Source organism: Pseudomonas sp. NPDC088414 (genome assembly GCF_044753325.1).
GTDB lineage: Bacteria > Pseudomonadota > Gammaproteobacteria > Pseudomonadales > Pseudomonadaceae > Aquipseudomonas.
The window spans coordinates 1-19,812 of sequence record NZ_JBIVMY010000037.1 but is presented as its reverse complement, the minus strand read 5'-3'; the positions used below and the strand labels follow the sequence as shown (position 1 = coordinate 19,812).

The window sequence follows — 19,812 nt, the reverse complement described above, 5'->3', positions numbered from 1 at the left end:
GTGTCGAAGCATGGCGAACAGCGAGTGCGGTACATACGTATCGCCGGTTGAAAATGTCCTGGCTTGCTGGAAGGGGTCGCTCCCTGGTCTGGCTCTGGCGGTCTCCCCTTGAAGATGACAGTGCGTGCGCAAAGGACCTCATGAAGCAAAAAAGGACTCTCGGAACGCCACGGTTGTTGGGCATCGTCTGGCCATTTATCGCCGTCGTGTTATTTCAGGCGTTATTGGGGGGCGTGAGTCTTTACGTCCTCTCGGCCGTGCGCGGCTATGTTGCTGGCGAGAGTCTCTGGTCCAAGGGCCAGAAGGACGCCATCTATTACCTGAACCTGTATGCCGACAGCCGCGACGAGGCGATCTTTCTCAAATACAAGGAAGCGATCGCCGTGCCCCAGGGCGGTCACCAGTTGCGTCTGGCGCTGGATCGTCAGCCGCCGGATCTGCAGGCGGCACGGGAGGGGATTCTCAAGGGCGGCAACCATCCCGATGATGTGTCGAGCCTGATCTGGCTGTACCTCAATTTTCGTCATTTCAGTTATCTGGAAACCGCGATCGACCGCTGGACCATCGGCGACGCCTATCTGGTGCAACTGGACAATGTCGCGCGCGAGATGCATCAGCGCATCAGCGAAAACATCGCGACGCCGGCTGACATTCAGCACTGGAAAGCGCAGATCTTTGCCATCAACGACGGTGTGACGCCAGCGGCCAAGGCGTTCAGCGATGCCTTGGGTGAAGGTTCGCGGATGATCCTGCGCCTGCTGCTGTTCACCAACCTGGCCACGGCGCTGGGGTTGATCGTGCTGGCACTGTTGCGCACCCACAAACTGCTCAAGCAGCGGCATGCCTTTGCTCAGGCGTTGCAGCTGGAGAAGGATCGGGCACACATCACCCTGCAATCGATTGGCGACGGGGTGATCACTACCGACGTCAACGGCGCGATCGATTACATGAACCCGGCGGCGGAGGCCATGACGCACTGGAAGTCCGAGCACGCGGCGGGTCTTCCGTTGGCGGCGTTGTTCAATCTCTTGGATGACAACGCCCAGGCCGAAGGGCTGACGCTGATCGAGCATATTCTCAGTGGGCAACTGGTCGGTGGCAGCGAACACTCCAAGCTGATCCAGCGTCTGGATGGCAGCACGGTCTCGGTGACGCTGGTAGGAGCGCCGATCCGCAATGCCGACGAGGTCATTGGGACGGTGCTGGTGCTGCATGACATGACTCAGGAACGGCAATACATCGCCAATCTGTCGTGGCAGGCGACCCACGATGCCCTGACCGGTCTGGCCAATCGCCGCGAATTCGAATATCGCCTGGAGCAGGCGTTGCACAACCTGACGCGTCAGCCCGGTCGGCATGCGCTGATGTTTCTCGATCTGGATCAGTTCAAACTGGTCAACGATACCTGCGGTCACGCCGCCGGTGATGAGTTGCTGCGGCACATCTGCACGCTGTTGCAATCGGGCTTGCGCGAGAGCGACACCCTGGCGCGGCTGGGCGGTGACGAGTTCGGCATTCTGCTGGAGAACTGCGCCCCGGATGCCGCCGAGAAAATCGCCGAGAGCCTGCGCCAGACCGTGCAGAACCTGCATTTCGTGTGGAAGGGGCGGCCGTTCCTGACAACTGTGAGCATCGGCCTGGTGCACATCGCCCAGACCCCGACCACCCTCGAAGCCTCATTGCGCGCCGCCGACATGGCCTGCTACATGGCCAAGGAAAAGGGCCGCAACCGGGTCCAGGTCTACCATGCCGACGACTCCGAACTGTCGCTGCGTTTCGGCGAAATGGCCTGGGTGCAGCGCCTGCACATGGCGCTGGAAGAAAACCGCTTTTGCCTCTATGCCCAGGAAATTGCTCCGCTGGGCGCTACAGCCCATGGCGGCGGGCACATCGAAATACTCTTGCGTCTGCATGACGAAGCCGGACGGATGATCCTGCCGGACAGTTTCATTCCGGCGGCAGAACGTTATGGCCTGATGAGTCAACTGGATCGTTGGGTGGTCGAGAATGTTTTTAAAGTGATTGCCCAATGCATCGCCGAACAACATGAAGGTCCGTTGGCAATGTGTGCGATTAATCTTTCAGGCATTACTATCGGAGATGACGCGTTCTTGCACTTTCTGCGTGAACAGTTTGTTAGTTACGCTATACCCCCTGAAATGATTTGTTTTGAAATTACTGAAACCAGTGCTATTGCCAATCTGGGCAGCGCGATTCGATTTATTAATGAACTCAAAGGCTTAGGTTGTTACTTCTCACTTGATGACTTTTGTGCCGGAATGTCTTCATTCGCTTATTTGAAACATTTGCCTGTAGACTTCCTGAAGATCGACGGGAGTTTCGTAAAGGATATGCTGGACGACCCGATTAACCGCGCTATGGTCGAGGTGATCAATCACATCGGGCATGTCATGGGTAAGCAGACAATTGCCGAGTTTGTAGAAACAACTCAGATCGAGCAGGCATTGCTTGAAATCGGGGTGGATTACGCTCAGGGTTATGTCATCGAACGCCCGCAGTTGTTTACCTGCGACAGTTTGCAAAGTCGGCCCGCCAGACCGCAGCCGCTGTTGTTCAAGGCGCCTGGCACGTTCCGTTGAAAGCTCTTGCCGATCCTTACAATCACAAATCAAAAGGAGCCGAACAGTGATCGACACATTCAACCGAACCGGACCACTCATGGAAGCTGCAAGTTATCCTGCCTGGGCACAACAGCTCATAACGGATTGCAGCGAGAGCAAGCGCCGGGTTGTCGAACATGAACTGTATATGCGCATGCGTGATAACAAGCTCAGCGCCAAAACCATGCGTCAGTACCTGATCGGGGGCTGGCCAGTGGTTGAACAGTTTGCGTTGTATATGGCGCAGAACCTGACCAAGACCAAGTTCGCCCGCCATCCTGGGGAGGATATGGCGCGCCGCTGGTTGATGCGCAACATCCGCGTCGAACTCAATCACGCCGACTACTGGCTGAACTGGAGCCGCGCGCATGGCGTCAGCCTGGAGGATCTGCAGGCCCAGCAAGTACCGCCGGAACTGCATGCGCTGAGTCACTGGTGCTGGCATACGAGTTCGGCGGATTCGCTGATCGTCGCCATCGCTGCGACCAACTACGCTATCGAGGGGGCGACCGGGGAGTGGTCGGCGCTGGTCTGCTCAACTGGCGTGTACGCGGCGGCGTTCCCGGAAGAAGAGCGCAAGCGCGCGATGAAGTGGCTGAAGATGCATGCCCAATACGACGACGCCCATCCGTGGGAAGCGCTGGAAATCATCTGCACGCTGGCAGGCATGAACCCGAGCAAGGCGTTGCAGACGGAACTGCGCCAGGCGGTGTGCAAGAGCTACGACTACATGTACCTGTTCCTGGAGCGCTGTATGCAGCTGGAAACCGCCGAGCGTGCGTTGCACGGGCGTGAACGTCGGGCACTTTGTAGAGAGCTGATAGCCAATAACGCCGCAAAAATGTAGGAGTGAGCCTGCTCGCGATCACGGTGTGTCAGTCAACATCGACGGTGACTGACACACCGTGATCGCGAGCAGGCTCACTCCTACAGTGGTTTTTGGGTGTCTGGAAGAATTCAGCCAGCCATCGCCAACCGATTGCGCCCCTCGCGCTTGGCCACGTACAGCGCACTGTCGGCCCGGCGCAGCAGACTGTCCGCTGATTCACCTGGCAGCAGAGTCGAGCAGCCAAGGCTCACAGTCAGGTCGATCAACTGCCCGTCCGCGAAATATTCCGCTGCCTGCGCGGCATGCCGCAGACGCTCGCCGACCATCGCCGCCGCTTCCCGGCCGGTGTTGCACAGCAAGATCAGAAACTCTTCCCCGCCATAGCGAAACACCATGTCGACGTTGCGCAGCTGGCCCTTGATCGAAGCCGCCACGGCCTTGAGCACGTCATCCCCGGCGCTGTGGCCGTGGCTGTCGTTGACCCGTTTGAAGTGGTCGATGTCGAGCATCAGCACCGACAGCGGTTGCAGATGCCGGCGGGACATGTCGATTTCGCGTTGCAGGGTCTGCTCCATGGCGATCCGGTTGCCGGTTCCGGTCAGCGGGTCGCGCAGTGCGCTTTGCGTTGCTGCGCGGTAGAGCAGGGCGTTGCGCATCGGGAATAACAGAGACGACAGCAGTGACTCAAGGTTGCCCTGATCCTGCTCGCTGAAGCGCTGGTTGCGGCGGAAAACCAGTTCGCCCAAGTGTTCGCCTTCGTGGCTGAGGCTGTAGCTGACCGAATGGTGACCGCGCGCGCCGAACTCCAGGCGCAGGTCGCTGCCCGTATGCACGTAGCTCAAGGCATCCAGCGGCACCAGGCGCTGAACTTCACGGAAAAACAGACCAAGGATTCGTTGCGGCTCAAGACTGGTTTGCAGTTGCAGGCTCATTTGCTGGCGCAGTTGCGCCAGGCTGGCCGGGCGTTCCAGAAGCGGAGGCAGCTGACCAAAGCCCAGGCGTTGCAATTTGGCACTGTCAAAGTCAATTGCATTGGTCTGGGAGGGTGATTTCATATGGCGTGAGCCCCTAAGCAGTAAGTCTGTCTTACAGGCTGGGTGAGAGCGGCTATGGGCTGCGCGTCATACTGATCCATCAGTCCCGTAGGACATTTGGCGTAAGTTTAGTCTGCCTGATGACGATTAGTCAGCTATCGAAATCGGCCTTGCCCCAGTGCCTTCACACGGCATGCTTTGAGGAAAATTAGAGCGAAAGTCGTGCCATTCAGTTCAGGTTTATTAAAACCTTTATGAATCAACAGGATGGCTTTTTGCTTTGAGGGCGGGTGGCGGATATTTGACTGAAGTGTGACAGTGGGAAGCGGCAATTGTGTGCCGCGACGGTAATCCGCCACGGCAACAAAAGCGACGTATGGCAGTTATTGCGCGTTGAATGCCTGGCCATTGATGCCCGTGCTGTCCGGGCCCATCAGGTACAGGTACACCGGCATGATCTCTTCCGGAGTCGGATTGTTCAGCGGGTTTTCCCCCGGATAGGCCTGTGCACGCATGCTGGTACGCGTGCCGCCCGGGTTGATGCTGTTGGAGCGCACGGGTGCCACGCCATCGACCTCGTCGGCCAGCGTTTGCATCAGGCCTTCGGTGGCGAACTTCGACACCCCGTAGGCGCCCCAATAGGCGCGGCCCTTGCGCCCGACGCTGCTGGAGGTGAACACCACCGAGGCATCCTGCGACAGCTTGAGCAGCGGCAGCAGGGTGCTGGTCAGCATGAACATGGCGTTGACGTTGACCTGCATGACACGCATGAAGTTTTCGCCCGACAGCTGTTCGATCGGCGTGCGCGGCCCGATGATCGAGGCGTTGTGCAGCAGGCCGTCGAGGTGGCCGAACTCGGTTTCGATCATCGCCGCCAGCTCATCGTATTGATGGGGCAGGGCAGTCTCGAGGTTGAACGGGATCACTGCCGGTTGCGGATGGCCCGCGGCCTCGATCTCGTCGTAGACCTGGGTCAGATTGGCTTCGGTCTTACCCAGCAGCAGCACGGTGGCGCCGTGGGCGGCATAGGTTTTCGCGGCAGCCGCACCGATGCCACGACCGGCACCGGTGACCAGAATGACCCGATCCTTGAGCAATTCGGGACGGGCGGTGTAATCAAACATAAAAACCTCTCCATAAGGCGAATGCTGAACTTTGTGGCGAGGGAGCTTGCTCCCGCTCGGCTGCAAAGCAGTCGTAACGCTAGCCAGTGCGGTGTGCCTGAGAAAATGCGCACTCAGGAAAAAAGGGGCCGCTGCGCGACCCAGCGGGAGCAAGCTCCCTCGCCACAGGAGTGTGTCGGGTCAGCAGCTGCAAAGCGCGCTATCGAGCACCTTGCGCAACTCCAGCGGATGATCCACCACCACATCCGCGCCCCAGTGCCGCGGGTTGTCGTCCGGGTGAATGTAGCCATAGGTTACGGCGCAGGTCTTGGTGCCGGCATCGCGGCCCGACTCGATATCACGCAGATCATCGCCTACAAACAAAACGGTCGATGGATCCAGATCAAGCATCTTGCACGCGAGGATCAGCGGCTCCGGGTCCGGTTTGCTGTTTTTCACGTGATCCGGGCAGATCAGCAGCGCCGAACGCTCGGCCAGCCCCAGCTGTTGCATGATCGGTTCGGCGAAGCGCACCGGCTTGTTGGTGACCACACCCCAGATCAGGTTGGCCTTTTCGATATCGGCCAACAGTTCGCCCATGCCGTCGAACAGCTTGCTGTGCACCGCGCATCCAGCCAGATAACGCTCGAGGAATTCCTGACGCAGCTCCTCGAAACCCGGCGATTCCGGGTCCATCGAGAACGTCACAGCGACCATCGCTTTGGCGCCGCCGGAGATCTCGTCGCGGATGTGCTTGTCGTTCATCGGCGGCAAGCCACGATCCGCGCGCATCGCCTGACAAATGGCGATGAAGTCCGGCGCGGTGTCGAGCAGGGTGCCGTCCATGTCGAAAAGGACTGCTCTGATGGCCATCGGCTTACTCCTCGCGCAGGGTCTGGATCATGTAGTTGACGTCAACGTCGTTGGCCAGCTTGTAGTGCTTGGTCAGCGGGTTGTAGGTCAGGCCGATGATGTCCTTGACGGTCAAGCCGGCAATGCGGCTCCAGGCGCCCAGCTCGGACGGGCGGATGAATTTCTTGAAGTCATGGGTGCCGCGCGGCAGCAGCTTCATGATGTATTCGGCGCCGATGATGGCGAACAGGTACGCCTTCGGGTTGCGGTTGATGGTCGAGAAGAACACCTGGCCGCCCGGCTTGACCATGCGGTAGCAGGCACGGATCACCGACGACGGGTCCGGTACGTGCTCGAGCATTTCCAGGCAGGTTACGACGTCGAACTGCTCGGGCATTTCCTCGGCCAGGGCTTCGGCGGTGATCTGCCGGTATTCGACGTTGACCCCGGATTCCAGCTGATGCAGTTGCGCAACCGCCAGCGGCGCTTCGCCCATGTCGATGCCCGTCACGGTTGCACCGCGCTGAGCCATGGCTTCGCTGAGGATGCCGCCGCCGCAACCGACGTCGAGGACTTTCTTGCCGGCCAGATTGACCCGCTCGTCAATCCAGTTGACGCGCAGCGGGTTGATGTCGTGCAGCGGTTTGAATTCGCTTTCACGGTCCCACCAGCGATGGGCCAGGGCTTCGAATTTGGCGATTTCGGCGTGGTCGACGTTGCTCATATCTATTCCTCGAAAAACTTGAAAAGGGTTGTAGCCGCGGAATCTGCTCCGCGGTGTTTACGATTCGGTGTGGCCGTTGATGCGCTGGCCCCAGGCCCGGGCGGTGGCGCCCAGTTGTTGTTCGTCCAGACGGGTCAGGCGCCGGTCGTCGAGTAATTGTTTGCCGGCGACCCACAGGTGTTTCACGCAGTCGCGGCCGGTGGCATAGATAAGTTGCGACACCGGGTCATAGACCGGTTGCTGGGCCAGGCCGGACAGGTCGAACGCGACGATGTCCGCGGCCTTGCCGATCTCCAGCGAACCGACCTGCGCCTCGATGCCCAAGGCCCGTGCGCCGTTGAGCGTGGCCATGCGTAGCGCACGATGGGCGTCCAGCGCAGTGGCCGAGCCGGCGACGGCTTTGGCCAGCAGCGCGGCGGTGCGGGTTTCGCCGAGCAGGTCGAGATCGTTGTTGCTCGCCGCGCCATCGGTACCGACGGCGACGTTCACGCCAGCCTGCCACAAGCGCTCCACCGGGCAGAAACCGCTGGCCAGCTTCAGGTTCGATTCCGGGCAGTGGATCACGCTGGTGTTGCTTTCTACCAGTAATGCCAGATCGTCATCGCTGATCTGGGTCATGTGCACCGCCTGGAAGCGCGGGCCGAGCAGGCCGAGGCGACCGAGGCGGGCCAGTGGTCGCTCGCCGCGATGTTCCAGCGATTGCTGGACTTCGAAGGCGGTTTCGTGGACGTGCATGTGGATCGACGCGTCCAGCTCTTCAGCGATCACGCGGATTTTTTCCAGGTTCTCGTCGCCCACGGTGTAGGGTGCATGGGGGCCGAAGGTGATTTTGATCCGTTCGTGATGCTTCAGATCGCCGAACAGCTCGACGCCCTGACGAATCGCCTCATCGGCGCTGCTGGCGCCGGGGATCGGGAAATCGAGGATCGGAATCGCGATCTGCGCGCGAATGCCACTGTTGTGCACGCGCTCACTGGCGACCTTCGGGAAGAAGTACATGTCCGAGAAACAGCTGATGCCACCCTTGATCTGCTCGGCAATCGCCAGATCAGTACCATCACGGACAAACTCTTCATCGACCCATTTGGCTTCGGCCGGCCAGATGTGTTTTTCCAGCCAGGTCATCAGCGGCAGATCGTCGGCCAGGCCACGGAACAGGGTCATCGCCGCATGCCCGTGAGCGTTGATCAGGCCCGGGGCGAGCAGCACGTCCGGCAATTCGCGGACTTCAGTGGCGTTACACTTCAATGCTTCGGCGCGCGGGCCGATAAACACGATGCGACCGTCGCGAATGCCCAGGCCATGCTCCTTGAGCACCACGCCTGCAGGTTCGACGGGTACCAGCCAGGTCGGCAGCAATAATAAGTCGAGCGCAATGGCAGGTTTCGGCATCGAGGGTCGGTTCCAGTGCTTTTGTAAAGGATGGCGAAGTATACCCGCTCGTCTTCGCGGGGGGATCGCTATAATCGGCGGCTTTTGTTCATGAGTGCGGGGTGAGGGATGCGCGATCGACTGTTGGCTGCGGAGAAAGTAAAGGCCATCGATTGGCGAGATGGCGCGCTCCACCTGCTGGATCAGCGTATTTTGCCGTTCGAGGAAACCTGGATTGCCTACACCAGCGCTGCCGGTGTGGCTGAGGCGATTCGTTCGATGGTGGTGCGTGGCGCACCGGCCATCGGCATCAGTGCGGCCTATGGCATTGTGCTGTCGGCCCGCGCCCGGGTGGCTGAAGGCGGCGACTGGTATGCGGCGCTGGAAGAGGATTTCGCCCTGCTGGCGGATTCCCGCCCGACCGCAGTCAATCTGTTCTGGGCGCTGAATCGCATGCACGACCGTCTGGATCGGCTGAAAGAAAACGCCGATCCGCTGGCGGCGCTGGAAGCTGAAGCCATCGCCATTCATGAAAGTGATCGCGAAGCCAACCTGACCATGGCCCAGCTCGGCGTCGATCTGATCCGCAAGCATCAGGGCAATGCCCAGGCGATTCTCACCCATTGCAACACCGGCGCCTTGGCCACCGGCGGTTTCGGTACGGCGTTGGGGGTGATTCGTGCGGCGTACCTGGAAGGCATGGTCGAGCGGGTGTATGCCGATGAAACCCGGCCGTGGCTGCAAGGTTCGCGCCTGACGGCCTGGGAGCTGGCGAACGAAGGCATTCCGGTGACGCTGAATGCCGACTCGGCGGCCGCGCACATCATGAAAACCAAAGGCGTGACCTGGGTGATCGTTGGTGCTGACCGCATCACCGCCAATGGCGATGTGGCAAACAAGATCGGCACCTACCAACTGGCGGTCAACGCCATGCACCATGGCGTGCGTTTCATGGTGGTGGCGCCGAGTTCGACCATCGACATGACTCTCGCGAGCGGCGACGACATCCCGATCGAGGAACGTGACGGCGCCGAACTGCTGGAAGTCGGTGGCAAGCGCGTGGGGGCGGACGTCGAGGCGTTCAACCCGGTGTTTGATGTGACGCCGGCGGATCTGATCGATGCGATCGTCACTGAAAAAGGCATCGTCGAGCGCCCGGATACGGCGAAAATGGCCCAGTTGATGTGCCGCAAGCGCCTGCATTGACTGGCTTTGGCGTCTGCAAGGACGCCTTCGCTGGCAAGCCAGCTCCCACAGGTTTTGTGCTCGCTGCTGACCCTGTGGGAGCTGGCTTGCCAGCGATGGGGCCCTAAAAGTCAATAAACATCGCAAAACCTGACCTCAAATCTGCATTCAAAGAAGCTCTGAGCCTCTCTCGTCCCCTTTACGCCTGTCATCGGTCAACTAACTATGCTCCATGCGCATCTGGGGGATAGGTGCGTGGCGGCTCTTGTGATAACATCCGGCGTTTTCCGAGGCAGCTTCACGGAGCTGTCTTTACTGCGCAAATCACGGTCCGACTTGTTGATTTGTCGTAAGTCGGCGCACGGCACTCAGCCTGCCCCGACGAGCTTCGTACATCCCATATGGATATGACGAAGTTTCACCAGAAAAAGGAATCAGGCTTCTCATGGGCGAACTGGCCAAAGAAATCCTCCCGGTCAATATCGAAGACGAGCTGAAACAGTCCTACCTCGACTACGCGATGAGCGTAATCGTCGGCCGTGCACTGCCGGATGCGCGCGATGGCCTCAAGCCCGTGCACCGTCGCGTACTGTTCGCGATGAGCGAGCTGGGCAACGACTTCAACAAGCCGTACAAGAAATCTGCCCGTGTTGTCGGTGACGTGATCGGTAAGTATCACCCGCACGGTGATACCGCGGTGTACGGCACCATCGTCCGCATGGCCCAGCCTTTCTCCCTGCGCTACCTGCTGGTTGACGGTCAGGGCAACTTCGGTTCGGTGGACGGCGACAACGCCGCGGCCATGCGATACACCGAAGTGCGCATGACCAAGCTGGCGCACGAGCTGCTGGCCGACCTGCACAAGGAAACCGTGGACTGGGTGCCGAACTACGACGGCACCGAAATGATCCCGGCGGTGATGCCGACGCGCATCCCGAACCTGCTGGTCAACGGTTCCAGCGGTATCGCCGTGGGCATGGCGACCAACATTCCGCCGCACAACCTCGGTGAAGTCATCGACGGTTGCCTGGCCCTCATCGACAACCCCGAGCTGACCGTCGATGAGCTGATGCAATACATCCCCGGTCCGGACTTCCCGACGGCCGCGATCATCAACGGTCGTGCCGGCATCATCGAAGCCTACCGCACCGGTCGCGGCCGCATTTACATGCGTGCGCGCTCGATCATCGAAGACATCGACAAGGTCGGTGGTCGTCAGCAGATCGTCATCACCGAACTCCCGTATCAGCTGAACAAGGCGCGTCTGATCGAGAAGATCGCCGAGCTGGTCAAAGAGAAGAAGCTCGAAGGCATCACCGAGCTGCGCGACGAGTCCGACAAGGACGGTATGCGCGTCGAGAACGAACTGCGTCGCGGCGAAGTGCCTGAGGTGATCCTCAACAACCTCTACGCCCAGACCCAGCTGCAATCGGTATTCGGCATCAACATCGTCGCGCTGATCGACGGCCGTCCGCGCATCCTCAACCTCAAGGATCTGCTGGAAGCCTTCGTTCGTCACCGTCGCGAAGTGGTTACCCGTCGTACCGTGTTCGAACTGCGCAAGGCTCGCGAGCGTGGTCACATCCTCGAAGGCCAGGCCGTTGCCCTGTCGAACATCGACCCGGTAATCGCCCTGATCAAGGCTTCGCCGACCCCGTCGGAAGCGAAAGAAGCGCTGGTCAGCACCCCTTGGGAGTCCTCGGCGGTGGTGGCAATGGTGGAACGTGCCGGCGCCGATTCGTGCCGTCCGGAAAACCTCGATCCGCAATACGGTCTGCGTGAAGGCAAGTACTTCCTGTCGCCAGAGCAGGCGCAAGCCATTCTCGAACTGCGTCTGCACCGTCTGACCGGTCTGGAGCACGAGAAGCTGCTGGCCGAGTACCAGGAGATCCTCAACCAGATCGGCGAGCTGATCCGTATCCTCAACAGCGCCGTGCGCCTGATGGAAGTGATCCGCGAAGAGCTGGAAGTGATCCGTGCCGAATACGGCGACGTGCGTCGCACCGAGATCCTCGATGCGCGTCTCGACCTGACCCTGGGTGACATGATCCCGGAAGAAGAGCGCGTCGTGACCATCTCCCACGGTGGCTACGCCAAGACCCAGCCGCTGGCTGCGTACCAGGCTCAGCGTCGTGGCGGCAAAGGCAAATCGGCGACCGGCGTCAAGGATGAGGACTACATCGCTCACCTGCTGGTTGCCAACAGCCACACCACGCTGCTGCTGTTCTCCAGCAAGGGCAAGGTTTACTGGCTGAAGACTTACGAAATTCCGGAAGCGTCCCGTGCCGCCCGTGGTCGTCCGCTGGTCAACCTGCTGCCGCTGGATGACGGTGAATACATCACCACCATGCTGCCGGTCGAGGAATACACCGAAGGTCACTACATCTTCATGGCGACCGCCAACGGCACCGTGAAGAAGACTCCGCTGGAATCCTTCAGCCGTCAGCGCAGCGTCGGTCTGATCGCGCTGGAGCTGGACGAAGGCGACGTGCTGATCTCCGCGGCCATCACCGATGGCGAGCGTGAAGTGATGCTGTTCTCCGACGGCGGCAAGGTAACGCGCTTCAAGGAGTCCGATGTGCGTGCCATGGGCCGTACTGCTCGCGGCGTACGCGGCATGCGTCTGCCGGAAGGGCAAAAGCTGATTTCGATGCTGATCCCGGAAGAAGGCAGCCAGATCCTCACCGCTTCCGAGCGTGGTTATGGCAAGCGCACCGCGATCACCGAGTTCCCTGAGTACAAGCGCGGCGGCCAGGGCGTGATCGCCATGGTCAGCAACGAGCGTAACGGTCGTCTGGTCGGTGCGGTTCAGGTGCTCGACGGCGAAGAAATCATGCTGATTTCCGATCAGGGCACGCTGGTGCGCACGCGGGTCGACGAAGTGTCGAGCCTGGGTCGTAACACCCAGGGCGTGACCCTGATCAAACTGGCCAAGGATGAAACCCTGGTCGGTCTGGAGCGGGTTCAGGAGCCGTCGGAAGTCGAAGGCGAAGAGCTTGAAGGTGAAGAGGGTGCCGAGTTCGAGGGGGATGTCGTGATCGACGACGTTGCCGAGGACCAGCAACTCGACGCCGCAGCTGACGAAGAGCCGCAGGAATAAGCGGACAAGCGAGGGGGCGGATGAAAATTCGCCCCCTTGTTATTTGTCGGCCATGAAACATGATCCCTGTAGGAGCTGCCGGAGGCTGCGATCTTTTGATCCTGCTTTGTCCAGTCAAGATCAAAAGATCGCAGCCTTCGGCAGCTCCTACATGGGGTCGGTGTACAGATTCGATGTGCAGAATCACCGATTTACAGATTTTTTGTGTATCACCAAGTCAGAGCGAGATTGGATGTGAGCAAGCGAGCCTATAACTTCTGTGCCGGTCCTGCGGCGCTTCCTGAAGCTGTCCTGCAACGTGCCCAGGGTGAACTCCTTGATTGGCATGGCAAGGGTCTGTCGGTCATGGAAATGAGTCATCGCAGTGATGAGTTCGTGTCTATTGCCACCCAGGCCGAGCAGGACCTGCGTGACCTGCTGAATATCCCGTCGAACTATAAAGTGCTGTTTCTGCAAGGTGGCGCCAGCCAGCAATTCGCGCAGATCCCGCTGAATCTGTTGCCGGAAAACGGCTCTGCCGACTACGTCGACACCGGTATCTGGTCGCAGAAAGCCATCGAAGAAGCCTCGCGCTACGGCCACGTCAACGTTGCCGCCACCGCCAAGCCTTACGACTATTTCGCCATTCCGGGGCAGAACGAGTGGAACCTGTCGAAAGACGCCGCTTACGTTCACTACGCGCCGAACGAAACCATCGGCGGTCTGGAATTCCAGTGGATCCCGGAAACCGGTGATGTGCCGCTGGTCGCCGACATGTCTTCGGACATCCTCTCGCGCCCGGTCGACATCTCGCGTTTCGGCATGATCTACGCCGGCGCACAGAAGAACATCGGCCCGAGCGGCATCGTCGTCAACATCATCCGCGAAGACTTGCTGGGCAAGGCGCGTGCACTGTGCCCGACCATGCTCGACTACAAGGTCGCGGCCGACAACGGCTCGATGTACAACACGCCGCCGACCCTGGCCTGGTACCTCTCCGGTCTGGTGTTCCAGTGGCTGAAAGAGCAGGGCGGCGTCGAAGCGATCGCCAAACTGAATGACGTCAAGCAGCGCACGCTGTACGACTTCATCGATGCAAGCGGTCTCTACAGCAACCCGATCAACAAGTCGGACCGCTCGTGGATGAACGTGCCATTCCGTCTGGCTGATGATCGCCTGGACAAGCCGTTCCTCGCCGGTGCCGATGCGCGCGGCCTGCTCAACCTCAAGGGCCACCGCTCCGTGGGCGGGATGCGCGCCTCCATCTACAACGCCGTCGACATCAACGCCGTCAACGCGCTGGTGGCGTACATGGCTGAATTCGAGAAGGAACACGGCTGATGTCCGAGCAAGAACTCAAGGCACTGCGCGTTCGCATCGACGCTCTGGACAGTAAAGTCCTCGAGCTGATCAGCGAGCGTGCCCGCTGCGCCCAGGAAGTTGCGCGAGTAAAGATGGCCTCGCTGGCCGAAGGCGAAGTGCCGGTGTTCTATCGTCCCGAGCGTGAAGCTCAGGTGCTCAAGCGCGTGATGGAGCGCAATCAGGGGCCATTGGGCAACGAAGAGATGGCGCGGTTGTTCCGCGAAATCATGTCCTCGTGCCTGGCGCTCGAGCAGCCACTGAAAGTGGCTTACCTCGGCCCTGAAGGCACCTTCACCCAGGCGGCGGCCATGAAACACTTCGGCCACGCGGTGATCAGCAAGCCGATGGCGGCGATCGACGAAGTGTTCCGTGAAGTCGCGGCGGGTGCGGTGAACTTTGGCGTGGTGCCGGTGGAAAACTCCACCGAAGGCGCGGTCAACCACACCCTCGACAGCTTCCTCGAACACGACATGGTGATCTGCGGCGAAGTCGAGTTGCGCATCCACCATCACTTGCTGGTCGGGGAAAATACCAAGACCGACAGCATCAGCCGCATCTACTCCCACGCGCAGTCGCTGGCCCAGTGCCGCAAGTGGCTGGACGCGCACTATCCGAATGTCGAGCGCGTGGCGGTGGCGAGCAACGCCGAAGCGGCGAAGCGGGTCAAGGGTGAGTGGAATTCGGCGGCGATTGCCGGCGACATGGCTGCAGGTCTGTATGGCCTGACGCGCCTGGCCGAGAAGATTGAAGACCGACCGGACAACTCGACGCGCTTCCTGATGATCGGTAACCAGGAAGTGCCGCCGACCGGCGACGACAAGACCTCGATCATCGTCTCGATGAGCAACAAACCTGGCGCGCTCCACGAGCTGCTGGTGCCGTTTCATGACAACGGGATTGACCTGACCCGGATCGAAACCCGTCCGTCGCGCAGCGGCAAATGGACCTATGTGTTCTTCATCGACTTTGTCGGCCATCACCGTGATCCGCTGATCAAAGGTGTACTGGAAAAGATCAGTCAGGAAGCAGTAGCACTCAAAGTGCTGGGTTCCTACCCGAAAGCAGTTCTCTAAGGGGCGGTAGCAAATGAGTGGCAACTTCCTCGCTCTGGCGCAGCCGGGCGTGCAACAACTTTCGCCGTACGTTCCGGGCAAGCCTGTGGACGAGCTGGCGCGCGAGCTGGATCTGGATCCGGCGAAAATCGTCAAACTGGCAAGCAACGAAAATCCGCTGGGTGCCAGTCCGAAAGCGCTGGCGGCGATCCGCGAAGAGCTGGCCGAGCTGACCCGTTATCCGGACGGCAACGGCTTTGCGCTGAAATCGCTGCTGGCCGAACAGTGCCGCGTCGAGCTGAACCAGGTGACCCTGGGCAACGGCTCCAACGACATTCTCGAGCTGGTGGCGCGCGCCTATCTGGCGCCGGGCCTGAACGCAGTGTTCAGTGAGCACGCGTTCGCTGTCTACCCGATCGCCACCCAGGCGGTCGGTGCGCAGGCCAAAGTGGTTCCGGCCAAGGACTGGGGCCACGACTTGCCTGCGATGCTCGCGGCCATAGACGCCAATACCCGCGTGGTATTCATCGCCAATCCGAACAACCCGACCGGCACCTGGTTCGGCGCCGAAGCGCTGGACGAGTTCCTGCAGGACGTGCCGGAGCACGTGCTGGTGGTGCTGGACGAGGCGTACATCGAATACGCCGAAGGCAGTGATCTGCCGGATGGTCTGGATTTCCTCGCGGCGTACCCGAATCTGCTGGTATCGCGCACGTTCTCCAAGGCCTATGGCCTGGCAGCGCTGCGCGTCGGTTATGGCCTGTCCACTGCGGTGGTGGCGGACGTGCTGAACCGTGTGCGCCAGCCATTCAATGTCAACAGCCTGGCGCTGGCCGCGGCCTGTGCGGCGCTGAAAGACGAGGAGTATCTGGCGCAAAGCCGTCAGCTCAACGAATCCGGCATGCAGCAGTTGCAGGCAGGGTTTCGTGAATTGGGTCTGAGCTGGATCGAGTCCAAAGGCAACTTCATCTGCGTCGATCTCGGTCAGGTTGCTGCGCCGATTTTCCAGGGGCTGCTGCGTGAAGGCGTGATCGTGCGTCCGGTGGCCAATTACGGCATGCCGAACCACCTGCGGGTGACCATCGGTCTGCCGGCGGAAAACAGCCGCTTCCTCGAAGCGCTGCGCAAGGTTCTGGCTCGTGGGTGATGTCACTGCTCTGCAATCTGCTGCACCTATGATCGGTCGCCTTGTGGTGGTCGGTCTGGGCTTGATCGGTGGTTCGTTTGCCAAAGGTTTGCGCGAAAGCGGTCTCTGCCGCGAAGTGGTCGGGGTCGATCTCGACCCGCAATCGCGCAAGCTGGCGGTCGAGTTGGGTGTGGTGGATCGCTGTCAAGACGATCTGATCGCTGCGTGTCAGGGCGCTGACGTGATTCAACTGGCGGTGCCGATCCTGGCGATGGAGAAAGTGCTGGCCCGTCTGGCGAGCGTCGATCTGGGCCAGGCGATCCTGACCGATGTCGGCAGCGCCAAAGGCAATGTAGTGCGCGCGGCGACCGAGGCATTCGGCGGCATGCCGGCGCGTTTCGTGCCGGGTCATCCGATTGCCGGGTCCGAGCAGAGCGGGGTGGAAGCTTCCAACTCTGAGCTGTTCCGTCGGCACAAGGTGATCCTCACGCCGCTGGAGCAAACCGACCCGGCCGCACTGGCAGTGGTTGATCGCTTGTGGCGCGAGCTGGGCGCCGACGTCGAGCACATGCAGGTCGAGCGCCACGATGAAGTGTTGGCCGCGACCAGTCATCTGCCGCACCTGCTGGCCTTTGGTCTGGTCGACTCGTTGGCCAAACGCAATGAAAACCTTGAGATCTTCCGTTACGCTGCGGGCGGTTTCCGCGATTTCACAAGAATCGCCGGAAGCGACCCGGTGATGTGGCACGACATCTTCCTCGCCAATCGCGAGGCTGTCCTGCGCACACTCGATACATTTCGCAGCGACCTCGACGCCTTGCGCGACGCGGTCGATGCAGGGGATGGGCACCAATTGTTGGGCGTCTTCACGCGCGCCCGGGTTGCCCGCGAGCATTTCAGTAAAATCCTGGCCCGCAGGGCCTATGTGGACGCTATGAATTCCAACGATCTGATTTTCCTGGCTCAACCTGGTGGCCGCCTGTCCGGTCGGATTCGCGTACCAGGTGACAAATCGATTTCCCACCGCTCGATCATGCTTGGCTCGCTGGCCGAAGGCGTGACCGAGGTTGAAGGTTTCCTCGAGGGCGAAGATGCCCTGGCGACCTTGCAGGCATTTCGCGACATGGGCGTGGTCATCGAAGGCCCGCACCACGGTCGTGTGACCATTCATGGCGTCGGTCTGCATGGCTTGAAGCCGGCACCTGGTCCGATCTATCTGGGTAATTCCGGCACGTCGATGCGTCTGCTGTCCGGCCTGCTGGCGGCGCAGAACTTCGACAGCACCCTGACCGGCGATGCGTCGCTGTCCAAGCGTCCGATGAACCGCGTGGCCAATCCGCTGCGGGAAATGGGCGCCGTGATCGAAACGGCTGCCGAAGGTCGTCCGCCGATGACCATTCGTGGCGGGCACAAGCTCAAGGGTCTGACCTACACCATGCCGATGGCCAGTGCTCAGGTGAAGTCCTGCCTGCTGCTGGCGGGTCTGTACGCGGAAGGCAAGACCACCGTGACCGAGCCGGCGCCGACCCGTGACCACACCGAACGCATGCTGCGTGGTTTCGGCTACGCGGTGAGCGTCGATGGCGCTACCGCGTCGGTCGAATCCGGCGGCAAGCTGACCGCGACCCACATTGAAGTACCGGGCGACATCTCGTCGTCGGCGTTCTTCCTGGTGGCGGCCTCGATCGCTGAAGGTTCGGAGCTGGTGCTGGAGCACGTGGGCATCAACCCGACCCGTACCGGTGTCATCGACATCCTGCGCCTGATGGGCGCCGATATCACTCTGGAAAACCAGCGTGAAGTCGGTGGCGAACCCGTAGCCGACTTGCGCGTGCGGGCAGCTAAACTGAAAGGTATCGAGATTCCGGAGGCGCTGGTGCCACTGGCCATCGACGAGTTCCCGGTGCTGTTCGTGGCGGCGGCCTGTGCCGAGGGTCGTACCGTGCTGACCGGCGCCGAAGAGCTGCGCGTCAAGGAATCGGATCGCATTCAAGTCATGGCGGACGGCTTGCTGGCGCTGGGCGTCAAGTGCCAGCCGACTCCGGACGGCATCATCATTGATGGCGGCCAGATCGGTGGCGGGGAAGTGCATGGTCACGGTGATCACCGTATCGCCATGGCGTTCAGTGTCGCTTCGCTGCGTGCCACTGCGCCGATCCGCATTCATGATTGCGCCAACGTCGCGACGTCGTTCCCGAACTTCCTCGCGCTGTGCGCGCAGGTCGGCATTCGTGTGGCTCAAGAGGCTCAGTCGTGAAAAACATTGCACCGGTCATCACCATCGATGGGCCAAGCGGTTCGGGCAAAGGCACGGTCGCCGGGATTCTGGCCAAGCGTCTGGGCTGGAATCTGCTGGATTCCGGTGCGCTGTATCGCCTGCTGGCGTTCGCTGCGCACAACCATGGTGTCGACCTGACCAATGAAGAGCTGCTGAAGAAACTGGCCGCTCATCTGGATGTGCAGTTCATTGCGGCGACCGAAGGTCAGCTGCAGCGCATCATTCTTGAGGGCGATGAAGTCAGCGATGTGATCCGTACCGAAAGTGTTGGTGCGGGAGCGTCCCAGGTGGCTGCGTTGCCGGCAGTGCGCGAGGCGCTGCTGCAGCGTCAGCGCGCCTTCCTGGAAGCGCCGGGTCTGGTGGCTGATGGTCGCGACATGGGCACAGTGGTGTTTCCCGATGCGCCGTTGAAGATTTTTCTGACTGCCAGTGCCGAGGAGCGGGCGCGTCGCCGATATTTGCAGTTGAAGGGCAAAGGCGAGGATGTTAGTCTGTCGAGTCTGCTAGATGAGATCCGTGCACGCGACGAGCGTGATACCCAGCGCGCAGTAGCCCCGCTCAAGCCGGCGGCTGATGCGATACAGCTGGATTCCACGGAGTTGTCCATCGATCAGGTGCTTGAACGCATCATGAGCGAGATCGCCATTCGCGATATCGCCGGGTGACCAAGAAGGCCGCAGGGGACCAGTCATAGTCCTGCAGCGCTTCTTTTAAATGAAACTAACCCACACCGTCTGGGGTGTGGAGATGGGCGTATTCTTCGCCCTCATCTACAGGAATTAAAATGAGCGAAAGCTTTGCGGAACTCTTTGAAGAAAGCCTAAAGACCCTGAACCTTCAGGCAGGCTCCATCATCACCGGTGTTATCGTTGATATCGATTACCAGGCTCGCTGGGTAACCGTTCACGCTGGCCTGAAGTCTGAAGCACTCATCCCGCTGGAACAGTTCTACAACGATGCTGGTGACCTGACTATCAATGTCGGTGACGAAGTTCACGTAGCTCTGGATTCGGTTGAAGACGGTTTCGGTGAAACCAAGCTGTCCCGTGAAAAAGCCAAGCGCGCTGAATGCTGGATCGTTCTGGAAGCAGCCTTCGCAGCCGAGGAAGTGGTCAAGGGCGTTATCCCCGGTAAGGTTAAAGGCGGCATTACTGTCGACGTTAACGGCATCCGTGCGTTCCTGCCAGGTTCCCGGG

General features: G+C 60.4%; 15 protein-coding genes. 10 read left to right on the top strand and 5 right to left on the bottom strand.

All coding sequences use genetic code 11. The features are described 5' to 3' along the window. Nucleotides 1-140 precede the first annotated feature (140 nt). Together ACIP8I_RS23495 and ACIP8I_RS23490 are read left to right on the top strand one after the other, a co-directional pair. The gene (locus ACIP8I_RS23495) at nt 141-2,600 is read left to right on the top strand and encodes an EAL domain-containing protein (protein WP_400764313.1); all 2,460 of its coding nucleotides are present in this window, start codon (nt 141-143) and stop codon (nt 2,598-2,600) included. Nucleotides 2,601-2,679: 79 nt separating this feature from the next. Beyond that, nucleotides 2,680-3,468, top strand: a complete 789-nt coding sequence (locus ACIP8I_RS23490; RefSeq protein ID WP_400764311.1) for a TenA family transcriptional regulator — start codon at nt 2,680-2,682, stop codon at nt 3,466-3,468. Between the two features lie 110 nt (nt 3,469-3,578). On the opposite strand, the gene ACIP8I_RS23485 is transcribed toward ACIP8I_RS23490, so the two are convergent. The 5 genes from ACIP8I_RS23485 to ACIP8I_RS23465 form a co-directional block, all read right to left on the bottom strand. After that, complete coding sequence (locus ACIP8I_RS23485) at nt 3,579-4,505, bottom strand: GGDEF domain-containing protein (protein WP_367085322.1); 927 nt, start codon at nt 4,503-4,505, stop codon at nt 3,579-3,581. A 362-nt stretch (nt 4,506-4,867) separates the two neighbouring features. Then, nucleotides 4,868-5,608: a YciK family oxidoreductase gene (locus tag ACIP8I_RS23480; RefSeq protein WP_003226924.1), complete on the bottom strand. Its 741-nt coding sequence runs from the start codon at nt 5,606-5,608 to the stop codon at nt 4,868-4,870. 180 nt (nt 5,609-5,788) lie between these two features. Continuing rightward, the gene (gene mupP / locus ACIP8I_RS23475; protein WP_108592505.1) at nt 5,789-6,460 is read right to left on the bottom strand and encodes an N-acetylmuramic acid 6-phosphate phosphatase MupP; all 672 of its coding nucleotides are present in this window, start codon (nt 6,458-6,460) and stop codon (nt 5,789-5,791) included. Nucleotides 6,461-6,464: 4 nt separating this feature from the next. After that, nucleotides 6,465-7,163, bottom strand: a complete 699-nt coding sequence (gene ubiG, locus ACIP8I_RS23470) for a bifunctional 2-polyprenyl-6-hydroxyphenol methylase/3-demethylubiquinol 3-O-methyltransferase UbiG (RefSeq protein WP_007963616.1) — start codon at nt 7,161-7,163, stop codon at nt 6,465-6,467. Nucleotides 7,164-7,220: 57 nt separating this feature from the next. Continuing rightward, nucleotides 7,221-8,555, bottom strand: a complete 1,335-nt coding sequence (locus ACIP8I_RS23465; protein ID WP_400764306.1) for a TRZ/ATZ family hydrolase — start codon at nt 8,553-8,555, stop codon at nt 7,221-7,223. Between the two features lie 108 nt (nt 8,556-8,663). Between ACIP8I_RS23465 and mtnA the strand changes: the two genes are divergently transcribed. From mtnA to ACIP8I_RS23425, 8 genes are all read left to right on the top strand, one after another. After that, on the top strand, nt 8,664-9,740 hold the full coding sequence (mtnA, locus tag ACIP8I_RS23460) for an S-methyl-5-thioribose-1-phosphate isomerase (protein WP_400764304.1): 1,077 nt from the start codon (nt 8,664-8,666) through the stop codon (nt 9,738-9,740). A gap of 424 nt (nt 9,741-10,164) precedes the next feature. Continuing rightward, nucleotides 10,165-12,819 carry a DNA gyrase subunit A gene (gene gyrA / locus ACIP8I_RS23455; protein ID WP_400764303.1) on the top strand — a complete coding sequence of 885 codons (2,655 nt, stop codon included), beginning with the start codon at nt 10,165-10,167 and terminating at the stop codon, nt 12,817-12,819. Between the two features lie 234 nt (nt 12,820-13,053). Then, on the top strand, nt 13,054-14,139 hold the full coding sequence (gene serC, locus ACIP8I_RS23450; RefSeq protein ID WP_400764301.1) for a 3-phosphoserine/phosphohydroxythreonine transaminase: 1,086 nt from the start codon (nt 13,054-13,056) through the stop codon (nt 14,137-14,139). Further along, nucleotides 14,139-15,233, top strand: a complete 1,095-nt coding sequence (pheA, locus tag ACIP8I_RS23445; protein WP_086794155.1) for a prephenate dehydratase — start codon at nt 14,139-14,141, stop codon at nt 15,231-15,233. The genes serC and pheA overlap by 1 nt, the downstream gene beginning before the upstream one ends. 13 nt (nt 15,234-15,246) lie before the next feature. Beyond that, nucleotides 15,247-16,359, top strand: coding sequence for a histidinol-phosphate transaminase (gene hisC / locus ACIP8I_RS23440; RefSeq protein ID WP_095137263.1), 1,113 nt, complete (start codon nt 15,247-15,249; stop codon nt 16,357-16,359). 28 nt (nt 16,360-16,387) lie between these two features. Then, nucleotides 16,388-18,595 carry a bifunctional prephenate dehydrogenase/3-phosphoshikimate 1-carboxyvinyltransferase gene (locus ACIP8I_RS23435; protein ID WP_400764298.1) on the top strand — a complete coding sequence of 736 codons (2,208 nt, stop codon included), beginning with the start codon at nt 16,388-16,390 and terminating at the stop codon, nt 18,593-18,595. Next, on the top strand, nt 18,592-19,281 hold the full coding sequence (gene cmk / locus ACIP8I_RS23430) for a (d)CMP kinase (RefSeq protein ID WP_400764297.1): 690 nt from the start codon (nt 18,592-18,594) through the stop codon (nt 19,279-19,281). The genes ACIP8I_RS23435 and cmk overlap by 4 nt, the downstream gene beginning before the upstream one ends. A gap of 119 nt (nt 19,282-19,400) precedes the next feature. Next, on the top strand, nt 19,401-19,812 hold a 412-nt coding region (locus ACIP8I_RS23425), incomplete at its 3' end, for a S1 RNA-binding domain-containing protein (RefSeq protein ID WP_400764295.1).